Consider the following 11,337-nt stretch of genomic DNA (forward strand, 5'->3'; position numbering starts at 1 on the left):
CTGCTAGTCATGAACCTCGAAAAGAGACTCCGGGTTCTCTTTTTGCCTTTTTTGCAATGGCTCTGGTCGACCCTCTCATTCCGCTTACCCGTGATGCCGTAAATTGCGACCCGTTCAGCAAGCCCTAACATAGGCCTTTGATCCTTGTTTCGTTCATGTTATAATCTGGGCATTAAGAACTAAAAAAGCGGCGGGAAGTGATGGTTGTGAGCATTTTGGCGGTGGCCAATTGTCCGGGTTGCGGGAGAGTGTTCCAAAGAAACCTGCGTAATCTTTGCATGGATTGTATTTCCACGATCGACAATGAGTTTGATTCCTGCTATCGATACATGCTGCATAACCGTAAAGCTTCCACCGGGGAATTGAGTCGGGCGACCGGGGTCTCGGTTCAGCGGTTGACCGGATGGATCAGAGACAAACGGTTGTCTACTTCGGATTTTCCGAACCTGACTTATCCTTGCAACAGCTGCTCCTCTCCGATCCGCGAGCACCGGCTATGCGTCTCCTGCAGCACGAATCTGACGAAGGAAATCAGGGGATTGAAATGGCTCGATGAGCGAAAAACCGTTCAAGGCGTCGGTTTCCATAGCTTCCGCTGACGCGCTCATTAAGGAATCAAGCCTTTGCAGCCGTTTTGCAGGGCTTTTTGTTTTTACAAAAAATTGTGTTAGAATGGCATATGAAACGGGCAAGACGAAAAATTGTCACAAATTTTTCACCGGAACCCCTCGAAAAGGAATAGGTAAAGCACGTTTCATTATGTAAAATAAGGCTATACATTGGATGGCAAAACTGTAAGGGGGATATTTCCGAAATGCAAAAGTGGATCATGTTTAGTTTGTTCATCGTAGCCTGTCTCTTAGGCGCAGGAGTGTTATTCCAACAGATTTCCGTACGTCAAGCAGAGCAAGCCGCGGAAGCTCATGCCGGACCGCAATTGAAATTCATAGCCTCGAACTATCAATTCGACAAGCCTGAATATACAGTGAAAGCTGGCGAGAAGGTAACGGTTTCGTTCTTGAACAAAGAAGGTCTTCATGCGATGGAGATCGTCGGATTGGATGTTAAGCTGGACAACAATACCAAATCTGTGGATATGACATTCGACAAGCCGGGCGAATATGAAGTGCACTGCGTTCTTCCTTGTGGACCTGGCCACCAGGACATGAAGACCAAATTGATCGTTCAATAATACATACGGCAGCAAAAGGGAGCCTCAATCAGAGGCTTCCTTTTTTCTTTTCCTTCATCTGGGAATATTTTGAATGAAAATCGTCAACACTGATAAGCAGTAGTATAACTCATTTTGGAGGGGTAGAAAGGTATGTTCAACAAGGTGCTTAAGCTGTTCGTTTCTATCTCGCTGCTTGCGTCTTTAGCATGGCCGGCGGCGTTTGCTGAGGAGAAGAAGGCCCCGGCCCCAAGTCCTGCGGTTGATCTGGCTCCGAACGCCATGTCGGCCGTTACGGTCGATGCGGATAGCGGGACGGTGATTTTTGAGAAAAATAAAGACGCCAAGCTTCCTCCGGCCAGCATTACGAAAATTATGACGATGCTGCTCATCATGGAGTCGATCGATCAGGGCAAGATCAAAATGGACGATAAAGTGCGTACGAGCGAGTATGCGGCGTCCATGGGAGGCTCGCAAATTTTCCTCGAGCCCGGGGAAGAGATGACGGTTCAGGACATGCTCAAGGGAATTGCCATGGCATCCGGGAACGATGCGTCGGTAGCGATGGCGGAAAAGATAGCCGGCTCCGAACAAGCCTTCGTCCAAATGATGAATGACCGCGCCCAGCAGTTAGGGATGAAGAACACCCATTTTGCCAACTGTAACGGCCTCCCTGCGGACAATCATTATTCCTCCGCCCAAGATATTGCCATCATGTCCCGTGAGCTGCTAAAACATGAGGAAATCACCCAGTTTACGGGCGCGTACCAGGATTATTTGCGCAAAGATACGCCGAAGCCGTTTTGGCTCGTCAATACGAACAAGCTGGTTCGCTTCTACAGCGGAGCGGACGGCCTGAAGACAGGTTATACCGGCGAAGCGAAGTTCTGCTTGTCCGCCACGGCCAAACGCGATAATCTGCGCGTCATCAGCGTCGTCATGGGCGAGCCGGATACGAAAACGCGCAATTCCGAAGTATCCAATTTATTCGACTACGCTTTCTCGCAATACACGAATGTGCCGATCTTCAACAAAGGAGATTCGCTCGGAAAATTCAAGGTCAGCAAAGGCGTCCAGCCTGAGGTTCCGTTGACCGCTGAGCAGCGCTACAGCATTTTGCTGAAAAAAGGCGAGGCTGGCGAAGGAATCCGCCACGAGGTGCAGCTGAACGATAACTTGAAGGCGCCAATCGCGGCAGGCCAGGATATCGGCAAAATCGTCGTGTACAAAGGCGATCAAATGCTGAGCGAGTTCCCGCTCACCTCTCCGGTCGACGTGCAAAAGGCCGGCTTCTGGCTGCTGATGAAACGGTCGGCCAAGCATTTGTTCTTTATCGATTAACCGGAAGGCTCCGGTTCCATAAGCGCAAGCTCTTGCAGCGCAAAATGTCGCATTTCTTCTTTTTGTAGCACATTTCTTCTAGTTTTGTCGGGGGGCAGGAAAAGGCAAAACGGATGTAGAAATGAGTGTGCATGAAAGGGAAGGAGTGAGCAGCTTGAGTCTGCATATTGAACTGGAGCATCACCGCAAGGCGTTAATCGTCAGGCTGAGCGGTGAGCTGGACCATCATACCGCGGACATCGTGAAAGCGCGTATGGAGGAAGCCTTGGAGAAAGGCGAAACGAGCCATATTATCCTGAGCTTGAAGCAATTGTCCTTCATGGACAGCTCGGGGCTGGGAGTCATTCTCGGACGCTACAAGCAAATTACGGCCAGGGGCGGCAAGATGGTCGTCTGCGACGTCAACCCGTCCGTATACCGTCTGTTCGAAATGTCAGGTTTGTTTAAAATTTTGTCCATCCAGGATAACGAAAGACAAGCTCTCACCAGTTTGGAGGTCGTATCATGAGTGAACGAAATTTTATGACATTGCAATTTGCCAGCCGTTCCGAGAATGAGTCATTCGCCCGCGTTACTGTCGCCGCATTCTTCTCTCAATTGGACCCGACTCTGGATGAGTTGACGGATTTGAAAACCGTCGTCTCCGAAGCCGTTACCAACGCCATTATCCACGGGTACGACAACCGCCCGGACGGCATCGTAACGATTCACGCCGAAATGGACGACGACACCGTTTATTTGACCATTGAGGATCAAGGAGCCGGAATCGAGGATCTGGAGCAGGCCAAACAGCCTCTGTTCACCTCGAAGCCGGAGCTGGAGCGATCGGGAATGGGCTTTACGATTATGGAAAATTTCATGGATGAGATCGAAGTCAAGACTGCCGTTGGAGCGGGTACCAAAATAACAATGAAAAAGCGAATTGAATCTAAAAAAGCTTTGTTCAATTAGGGGTCTGATCTATGGATGTCGATTTGAAACATGCCTCCCACAGCTATTTGGATGATGCCGAAGTCAAAAGGTTAATTGCTTTAAGTCAATCCGGAGACGCGCTTGCCAGAGAGACGCTGGTGAATTGCAACATCCGTCTGGTTTGGTCCGTAGTGCAGCGCTTTTTGAATCGGGGTTACGAAGCCGAGGATTTGTTCCAAATTGGCTGCATTGGATTGTTGAAATCGGTGGACAAATTCGATTTGTCTTACGACGTCAAGTTCTCTACTTATGCAGTGCCTATGATCATTGGTGAAATACAACGATTTCTGCGGGATGACGGGACGCTGAAGGTCAGCAGATCGCTGAAGGAGCTCGCGAACAAAATTCGCAAGACGAAGGATGAGCTGTCCAAGCGTCACGGCCGGCTGCCTACGATTACGGAAGTGGCCGACGAACTGCAGATTTCCCCTGAGGACGTCGTTTTTGCGCAGGAGGCGAACAAGCCTCTGTCTTCGATCCATGAGACCGTTTTCGAGAACGATGGAGATCCGATTACGCTGATGGATCAGATTGCCGACGACGCCCAGGACAAATGGTTTGAGAAGCTGGCTTTGAACGAAGCGATAGGGAGTTTGTCGGAGAGGGAGCGACTGATCGTCTATTTGCGCTATTTCCGCGACCAGACGCAGTCCGAGGTGGCAAGCAGGCTCGGCATCTCCCAGGTTCAGGTGTCAAGGCTGGAGAAGAAAATATTGCAATCCATCAAGGACCAAATAGCCCAATAGCGGCTGTTTGGTTTTTTCTCGTGCCTTTTGCGTTGCCGTTAAACAGACCGGTCGCGGCCTTCTTGCCGTTCACCTGGTCTGTTTGCGCTGTCCGGCCAATCGCGGCAGGAGCGCGTTATCTGGCCCGCGATTCGTCCATAAACAAATATTTCAGGCAATACAAGCCGGATAATCCGACGAGCGTGTATACGATTCGGCTGATGTCGGACGAAGTCCGATGAATTTCCCCGCCGAAAATGGCCGTCACCAGATCCCATTGAAACAAACCGACAAGCAGCCAGTTCAGCGCCCCTATAATCACCAATGTCAATGCGACTTTACCCATAAGAAACATCCTTTCTCGGGAAATGGAGTGTTGCTTATAATTTTTCAAAAAAACGGCTCCATTATACACGGCGATAAGTGAATTATTGGCAGGGGCCAAAAGCGACTACGGGAGCGCCGATCTATTCATACTATGGGATAAATGCACAAGGGAGTGAATGGGATGACAACAAACTCCAATCCAACCTTGTATATCCGCTTGCGCAAACGAATCTGCGTACGCCGGGGCGAGCCGATTTACCTTGGCCGGGTAGCACAGCTGTTGGTCGATCCCGAATACGAAACGCCGCTAAACCGGCTGCTGCTTCATCAGCCCAAGGAACGCGAGGGTAACAAAATATTAATCGATATGATGCTGATTGCGGAAAAAGTAAGAAGGCTGCAGCCGCACATGCAAATCGAGCTGTTCGGCGAGCCTCACTGTCTTGTGGAAGTATATGAAGCGCGGAAGCCGCCTAATATGATCCAGATTATTGCGGTCTGGCTTCTTTTATTTGTAGGCTCGGGTCTGGCTATTATGAACTTTCATGCCGACGTCAGCATGGCCGAGGTTCACCAGCGCATTTATCAACTGCTTACAGGCCGATGGGTGGAGCATCCGCTGCTGCTGCAAATTCCGTATTCGGTGGGAATCGGCGTCGGGATGATTATTTTTTTCAACCATTTGTTCAAAAAGAAATTCAACGAAGAGCCGAGCCCGCTGGAGGTTGAAATGTTCCTGTATCAGGAAAATGTCAACACTTACGTGATCACTGAAGAATACGCCAAAATTCACGAAACGGAGGAAAGGCCATGAGCGGATGGTGGTCGGTGCCGCTGCAGCTATTTGTCGGATTGGCCGGAGGAATCGCCGTCGGCAGCGGGATGGTCGCTTTCCTCGTCGTGCTGGACGTGATTCCGCGTCTGGCCCAAATATCGCGCTCGTACCATATGATCCGGTGGTATGAAGGCTCGGTCATTGTCGGCTCGCTGTTTTTTACGCTGTCCGATTTTTTCAATTGGTCTTATTCCTTCTTTCCGCTGGCTGCGGCTTTATTCGGCTTGCTGGCCGGCTGTTTCGTGGGAATGCTGGCAGGAGCGCTTACCGAGGTCGTCAACGTGCTGCCTATATTGGCCAAGCGAATAGGGATGGGATCTTACATGATCTGGCTGCTTATGGCGATGATTTTCGGGAAAGTGCTCGGTTCTCTGCTGGATTGGCTTAATTTTCTCGGCTGACGGCGGCTGATCAGCAAGCTGCGGATTTATTTACCAGAAGAAGGGAGTTGTCTTGCTTATGAAAAAAATGCCTATCAAACCGAAGCCGTTGTCCGGTCATGAAGGGCCCGCGGTGGAGCCGAAGCTTGAAATCGATCGTGAAGGCAATATTCTCCCCTCTGCCTACGACTGGCGTCCGCCCGAATTTAAAGAAGAGGATGAGGAAGAGAAGCGGGAAGGCCGCGAGCCGGAACGGGACGATTCGGAACGCTCGGCGAAGCGCAAGGGCCCAGACGATGAGAAGGATCGCATCGCTGCGGATTTCAAGGACCTGAAGAAAGAGCTGGAAAAACAGGTCGGCCTGAATCAAAGCTTCGACGTCGTCTTCCGCGAAATGGTGTTCGGCGGGCATAAGACAGGCATTTTCTATTATAACGGCTTCGCTAAAGATACCGTTCTGACGATGATTTTGGACCGGATGTCCGCAGCCGAAATCGGGCACCGGACGCTGGACGGAGATTTGAGCGAATCGCCGGTGGCCCATACGGTTCAAAGCGGCGAAGGTCAGGATGCGGTCCAATTTTTCATGGATGCGATCATCCCGCACATTCAGGTTAAGGAGACCGATAAGCTCAGCGAAGTGATCGATAACGTGTCGATGGGAGCCTCCGGCTTCTTCTTCGAAGGCTCGACGACGGCGATTGTAGTGGACGCCAAGTCCTTCCCGGTCCGCTCGACGGAGGAACCCGATCTGGAGCGCGTGGTCCGGGGAGCCAGAGACGGCTTCGTCGAGACGCTGCTGACGAACGTGACGCTCGTCCGCCGCCGGATTCGCGACCCCAAGCTGAAGCTGGAAATGCTGCGGGCCGGACGCCGCACGCATACCGATATTTGCATGGCTTATATCGACGACATTTGCGATGCCGAGCTCGTGGAGGCGATCCGCGACAAAATCCAGCAGGTCGATGTGGACGGCTTGCCATTGGCGGAGAAGCAGCTGGAAGAGGCTATCATCGGGAAAAGCTGGAATCCGTATCCGATGGTCCGGTATTCGGAGCGGCCGGACATCGTATCCGTCCATTTGCTCGAAGGGCATGTCGCCGTCTTCGTCGATACGTCGCCGAGCGTTATTATTTTGCCGACGACGTTCTTCCATCACGTACAGCATGCCGAGGAATACCGGCAAACGCCGACCGTCGGCACGTATCTTCGCTGGGTGCGGTTTATCGGGATCGCCGCCTCGATCTTCCTCCTGCCTCTATGGTTTCTGCTCGTGACTTCGCCGGAGCTGAAGCCGGCCGGGCTTGAATTCATCGGGCCGCAGAAAAACGGACGGCTGCCGCTCTTGGCCCAGTTTCTGATCGCCGAGCTTGGGATCGATCTGATGAGGATGGCCGCAGTCCATACCCCGACCCCGCTGGCTACCGCGATGGGCTTGGTGGCGGCCATTCTGGTCGGCGATGTCGCCGTCAAGAGCGGTTTGTTCGTCAACGAGGTCATCCTGTATTTGGCGATCGCCGCAGTAGGGACGTTCGCAACCCCGAGCTATGAGCTTAGTCTCGCGAACCGGCTGACCAGGCTCGTCCTGCTCGTCGCCGCCGCCGTCTTCAAGGTGCCCGGAGTCGTCATCGGCTTCACGGTCTGGCTGCTGTACCTGGCAAGCCGCAGATCGTATAACGCGCCGTATATGTGGCCGTTCATTCCGTTCAACTTCAAGGCGCTGAACGAAATATTGGTCCGCCGTCCGTTCCTGACCGGGAAAACGCGGATGAGTCTGACCCGCACGCAGGACAGCACCCGCCAGCCGAAGGTATGATCGGCAAGCGGGAGAAGGGGAAGTGTGTTGTACCGGAGAAGCGGCCGACAGTTTGGGCGGCCGCTCCGGTTTTTCTCATTGTCAGCCGGCCGCCGATTATGGTACCTTAGAGTTAATGTTCAGGGGAAGAGGGAAAACGGATAATGTACTTACATGGAACCAGTAAAATCAACGACAAAGGGCATTTGCAAATCGGCGGCTGCGACACCATCGACTTGGTCGAGCGTTTCGGCACCCCGCTCTATGTGATGGATGAAGCGTTAATCCGTCAGCGCTGCCGCGAATACGTGGAGGCGTTCCGCGCATCGGGCTTGAAATTTCAGGTGGCCTATGCCAGCAAGGCGTTTTGCGTCATGGCGATGTGCCGCATCGCCGAAGAGGAGGGAATGTCCCTTGACGTCGTCTCCGACGGAGAGCTGTATACGGCGCTGCAGGCCGGATTTCCGGCCGAACGCATCCATTTTCACGGCAACAACAAATCGCCTCAGGAGATCGAGATGGCGATCGACGCGCAAATCGGCTGCTTTGTCGTAGACAATATGGTAGAGCTGCATATGCTGAACGCGATTGCCGGAGAGAAGCGGCAGAAGGTGAACATTTTGTTCCGTCTCACTCCGGGCGTAGAAGCGCATACGCACGAATATATTTCGACAGGCCAGATCGATTCCAAATTCGGTCTCGATCTGGATAACGGTTCCGCTTACCGCGCGGTGCAGGAAGCGATCGAGCTTCCTTACATCGAGCTGCTCGGCGTGCATTCCCATATCGGCTCGCAAATTTTCGAAGTCGAAGGCTTTCAATTGGCGGTGGATAAAGTGATCGCTTTCGCCGCCAAAGTCCGCGATGAGCTGGATGTGCTGTTCTCGGTCGTCAACCTTGGCGGAGGCTTCGGCATCCGTTACGTGGATGGCGATACGCCGCTGCCGGTAGCGAAGTACGTGGAGGCTATTACAAGCTCCGTCAAAGAAAATTTCGGGAAGTACGGCTATCCCGTTCCGGAAATTTGGGTGGAGCCGGGCCGCAGTATCGTAGGCGATTCCGGTACGACGCTGTATACGGTCGGAACCTACAAGGACATTCCCGGCGTTCGCAAATATGTCGCCGTCGACGGAGGAATGGCCGACAACCCGCGGCCGGCTTTGTACGAAGCTCGCTACGAGGCGATGCTGGCCAACCGCGCGGGCGAGGCCGAGGATGAGCTCGTCTCGATCGCCGGCAAATGCTGCGAAAGCGGCGACATGCTGATTTGGGACATTCAGCTTCCGAAGGTGAACAGCGGTGATATTTTGGCCGTATCGTGCACCGGAGCCTACAATTACGCGATGGCGAGCAACTACAACCGGATTCGCCGTCCGGCGGTCGTTTTCGTCAAGGACGGCGAAGCGGACATCGTCGTCAAGCGGGAGTCCTACGACAATATCGTCGGCAACGACGTCGTTCCGTCGCGCATGAAGCAGGTGTCCAAAACCGTCTAACCGCGGCGCCTATCCGCCGTATTCTAAAGCAGCCGGTCCTTGCGCTAACAGCAAGGGACCGGCTGTTTTGTTTTGTTGTAAACAAACGATTTGTGAACGGTGCCCCGTTTATAGTACAATAAGAAGCATTGAACATATAAAAGTCCGGGAAAAGGCGGCCGCCGGCCGCACATTACCGGGCCTCTAAAAGGAGTGTACATACATTATGGCAAAACAAGCACATATTAAGCTCGCCGCTGGCGGCGAAGTCGTTATCGATCTGTTTGAAAAGGACGCGCCGAATACGGTAGCGAACTTCGAGAAGCTGGCTAACGAAGGCTTCTACGACGGGCTGGTGTTTCACCGCGTTATTCCCGGTTTCGTAGCTCAAGGCGGCTGCCCGCAAGGAACAGGCACAGGCGGTCCCGGATACCAAATCAACTGCGAAATCAACCCGAACAAGCACGAGCGCGGCTCCCTCGCGATGGCGCATGCAGGCCGCAATACCGGGGGCAGCCAGTTCTATATTTGCTATCAGCCGCAGCCGCATTTGGACGGACAGCATACTGTGTTCGGCAAAGTCGTCTCCGGCATGGAGCTCGTAGACGAGTTCAAAGGCAGAGACCGTATGGAATCGGTCAAAGTCGTCGAAGTATAAGTAAAAGGCGCATTCTGCGCATCTTTTTAAGCTGTACAAGCCAGGCCGAGACCCTTGTCCTCAAGGGATGCTCGGCCTTTTTCTTGTGAAAACGCTATGATTCATTTCATTACCAGTTCATTTTCATGTTTTTTTCATGGTATTGTTTTAATATCTATTAGCAGCTAGATTACTAGAATGAAAGTAGGTTATTTCCTTGCAAAGCAACCAAGGATTATCGGTTCAAACAAGCGTCGGCAAGAGGAAACGCAAGGCCGTTCGCAGGCGGAAGAGACGCGGTTTCCTGTACGCGCTGATCGTGCTGCTTGGGGTAGGGCTCGGAGGCGTCGGATGGTTCTATTTGACGGCTTCGGGCTCGACCTTGCGCTATATGGCTGCGGATACGCTGATTACGACGCAGCATCGGCAGTGGGCCAAATATTTGATCGGGCAGGCGGAGCTGGACCGGCGCGTGGCCGATTACGAGAAGCGCTTCGATGAGATGGCACAGGTGAAGGATCAGCACAATATCGATTTGGCTGCGCAGGCGAGCAAGCAAGTGGAAGTGGAGCAGGTCGAAGGGAAAAGTTTTAAAGGCCAAATATTGTATGTGCACGATCCGAAGATGATTCGCGTCGTCACGACGAGCATCGTCGGGCAGGGCGAGCAAATTCTTAGCATGGTGCAGCGGACGGGAGCTATCGCCGGGGTGAACGGCGGCGCCTTCGACGATCCGAACTGGGACGGCAACGGCTTTAAGCCCGCAGGCATCGTCATGTCGGGAGGCAAGCTGCTGTACAGCGACGCTGGGATGAACGATCCGGTCAATGTCGTCGGCATCGACCGCACCGGGCTGATGGTGGCGGGCCGGTACAAGCCGTCCGAGCTGCTCGATATGGGCGTGCGGGACGCCGTAACGTTTCAGCCCAAATTTATCGTGAACGGCAAAGGCCTGATCAAGAACGAGGCCGACGGCTGGGGGATCGCTCCGCGCACATGCATGGCGCAGAAGCAGGACGGCACGATCATGTTCGTCGTCATCGACGGCAGACAGCCGGGATATTCGATCGGGGCCACGCTCTATGACGTGCAGAAGCTGCTGCTGGAGCGCGGGGCGGTGACGGCCGCCAATCTGGACGGAGGCTCCTCTTCGGTGCTGGTGAAGGACAATAAGGTCGTGAACAAGCCTTCAAGCAGCTACGGAATGCGCTATTTGCCCACGGCGTTTCTTGTATTCGCCGATCCCGGCAAGGTCAACGTCAAGAACATTTGGGACGGCATCGACATGGATCATTTTAATTCGTCGTACAAACCTTTTGCCGACGGCAGCGGTTCAAGCAAACCATAAACATGTTGCAATTTTACGGTGTTGATGATATTATTTCTCACAACGTCGGTGATTCGGCCGGCGGTATCGTTTAGTTGAATAAAGGTTTCCTTCGGGGCGGGGTGAGATTCCCCACCGGCGGTGATGCGAGGCGCGCTTTGCGCTTGTCGCTCAGTCCGTGACCCGAGCCGCGGTATCCGCGGCCGGCTGACTCGGTGCAACTCCGAGACCGACAGTATAGTCTGGATGGGAGAAGGAAAAATGCGAACGGCGTTGTATTGCAGCGGATGTTCTTGAAACAGAACGGACTTTTTTTCAAAACAGGCAGTTTGCACTGTTTAGTTTTGCGTTG

13 protein-coding genes and 1 riboswitch are annotated in these 11,337 nt (G+C 53.1%); of the genes, 12 read left to right on the top strand and 1 reads right to left on the bottom strand.

Features of this window, described 5'->3' with window-relative positions; all coding sequences use genetic code 11:
• Positions 1 to 206: 206 nt before the first annotated feature.
• From N0M98_RS31250 to sigF, 6 genes are all read left to right on the top strand, one after another.
• Positions 207 to 599, top strand: coding sequence for a flagellar protein (locus N0M98_RS31250; protein WP_259620223.1), 393 nt, complete (start codon positions 207 to 209; stop codon positions 597 to 599).
• A gap of 215 nt (positions 600 to 814) precedes the next feature.
• Positions 815 to 1,192, top strand: coding sequence for a cupredoxin domain-containing protein (locus tag N0M98_RS31255; protein WP_249864190.1), 378 nt, complete (start codon positions 815 to 817; stop codon positions 1,190 to 1,192).
• A 132-nt stretch (positions 1,193 to 1,324) separates the two neighbouring features.
• Positions 1,325 to 2,512, top strand: coding sequence for a D-alanyl-D-alanine carboxypeptidase family protein (locus tag N0M98_RS31260; RefSeq protein ID WP_249864189.1), 1,188 nt, complete (start codon positions 1,325 to 1,327; stop codon positions 2,510 to 2,512).
• 154 nt (positions 2,513 to 2,666) lie between these two features.
• On the top strand, positions 2,667 to 3,020 hold the full coding sequence (spoIIAA, locus tag N0M98_RS31265; protein WP_249864188.1) for an anti-sigma F factor antagonist: 354 nt from the start codon (positions 2,667 to 2,669) through the stop codon (positions 3,018 to 3,020).
• Positions 3,017 to 3,463 carry an anti-sigma F factor gene (gene spoIIAB / locus N0M98_RS31270; protein ID WP_249864187.1) on the top strand — a complete coding sequence of 149 codons (447 nt, stop codon included), beginning with the start codon at positions 3,017 to 3,019 and terminating at the stop codon, positions 3,461 to 3,463. Before spoIIAA ends, spoIIAB begins: the two co-directional genes overlap by 4 nt.
• 11 nt (positions 3,464 to 3,474) lie before the next feature.
• Positions 3,475 to 4,230: an RNA polymerase sporulation sigma factor SigF gene (sigF, locus tag N0M98_RS31275; RefSeq protein WP_249864186.1), complete on the top strand. Its 756-nt coding sequence runs from the start codon at positions 3,475 to 3,477 to the stop codon at positions 4,228 to 4,230.
• A 115-nt stretch (positions 4,231 to 4,345) separates the two neighbouring features.
• Here the strand turns inward: sigF and N0M98_RS31280 are convergent, their stop codons facing one another.
• Positions 4,346 to 4,555, bottom strand: coding sequence for a DUF378 domain-containing protein (locus N0M98_RS31280; protein WP_259620224.1), 210 nt, complete (start codon positions 4,553 to 4,555; stop codon positions 4,346 to 4,348).
• A 162-nt stretch (positions 4,556 to 4,717) separates the two neighbouring features.
• Here N0M98_RS31280 and N0M98_RS31285 point away from each other — a divergent pair, with 162 nt between their 5' ends.
• The 6 genes from N0M98_RS31285 (at position 4,718) to N0M98_RS31310 (ending at position 11,006) form a co-directional block, all read left to right on the top strand.
• Positions 4,718 to 5,350 (top strand): stage V sporulation protein AA, encoded by a 633-nt coding sequence (locus tag N0M98_RS31285; RefSeq protein ID WP_259620225.1) that lies wholly within the window; start codon positions 4,718 to 4,720, stop codon positions 5,348 to 5,350.
• Positions 5,347 to 5,772, top strand: coding sequence for a stage V sporulation protein AB (locus tag N0M98_RS31290; protein WP_249864183.1), 426 nt, complete (start codon positions 5,347 to 5,349; stop codon positions 5,770 to 5,772). The genes N0M98_RS31285 and N0M98_RS31290 overlap by 4 nt, the downstream gene beginning before the upstream one ends.
• A gap of 58 nt (positions 5,773 to 5,830) precedes the next feature.
• Positions 5,831 to 7,567 (top strand): spore germination protein, encoded by a 1,737-nt coding sequence (locus N0M98_RS31295; RefSeq protein ID WP_375295578.1) that lies wholly within the window; start codon positions 5,831 to 5,833, stop codon positions 7,565 to 7,567.
• Positions 7,568 to 7,710: 143 nt separating this feature from the next.
• The gene (lysA, locus tag N0M98_RS31300; RefSeq protein ID WP_259620226.1) at positions 7,711 to 9,042 is read left to right on the top strand and encodes a diaminopimelate decarboxylase; all 1,332 of its coding nucleotides are present in this window, start codon (positions 7,711 to 7,713) and stop codon (positions 9,040 to 9,042) included.
• 205 nt (positions 9,043 to 9,247) lie between these two features.
• Complete coding sequence (locus N0M98_RS31305) at positions 9,248 to 9,679, top strand: peptidylprolyl isomerase (protein ID WP_249864181.1); 432 nt, start codon at positions 9,248 to 9,250, stop codon at positions 9,677 to 9,679.
• A gap of 190 nt (positions 9,680 to 9,869) precedes the next feature.
• Positions 9,870 to 11,006 (top strand): phosphodiester glycosidase family protein, encoded by a 1,137-nt coding sequence (locus N0M98_RS31310; RefSeq protein WP_375295579.1) that lies wholly within the window; start codon positions 9,870 to 9,872, stop codon positions 11,004 to 11,006.
• Positions 11,007 to 11,089: 83 nt separating this feature from the next.
• A riboswitch (FMN riboswitch) is annotated at positions 11,090 to 11,247 on the top strand.
• The last annotated feature ends 90 nt before the right edge of the window (positions 11,248 to 11,337 follow it).

Source organism: Paenibacillus doosanensis (genome assembly GCF_025060755.1).
Classification (GTDB): Bacteria; Bacillota; Bacilli; order Paenibacillales; family NBRC-103111; genus Paenibacillus_S; species Paenibacillus_S doosanensis.

Bases quoted from the DNA above. Each gene is read 5' to 3' on its own strand.
- N0M98_RS31280 (WP_259620224.1), bottom strand. From the start codon at position 4,555: ATGGGTAAAGTCGCATTGACATTGGTGATTATAGGGGCGCTGAACTGG.
- N0M98_RS31295 (WP_375295578.1), top strand. From the start codon at position 5,831: ATGAAAAAAATGCCTATCAAACCGAAGCCGTTGTCCGGTCATGAAGGG.
- N0M98_RS31260 (WP_249864189.1), top strand. From the start codon at position 1,325: ATGTTCAACAAGGTGCTTAAGCTGTTCGTTTCTATCTCGCTGCTTGCG.
- N0M98_RS31290 (WP_249864183.1), top strand. From the start codon at position 5,347: ATGAGCGGATGGTGGTCGGTGCCGCTGCAGCTATTTGTCGGATTGGCC.
- sigF (WP_249864186.1), top strand. From the start codon at position 3,475: ATGGATGTCGATTTGAAACATGCCTCCCACAGCTATTTGGATGATGCC.
- spoIIAB (WP_249864187.1), top strand. From the start codon at position 3,017: ATGAGTGAACGAAATTTTATGACATTGCAATTTGCCAGCCGTTCCGAG.
- N0M98_RS31285 (WP_259620225.1), top strand. From the start codon at position 4,718: ATGACAACAAACTCCAATCCAACCTTGTATATCCGCTTGCGCAAACGA.
- lysA (WP_259620226.1), top strand. From the start codon at position 7,711: ATGTACTTACATGGAACCAGTAAAATCAACGACAAAGGGCATTTGCAA.
- N0M98_RS31305 (WP_249864181.1), top strand. From the start codon at position 9,248: ATGGCAAAACAAGCACATATTAAGCTCGCCGCTGGCGGCGAAGTCGTT.
- N0M98_RS31255 (WP_249864190.1), top strand. From the start codon at position 815: ATGCAAAAGTGGATCATGTTTAGTTTGTTCATCGTAGCCTGTCTCTTA.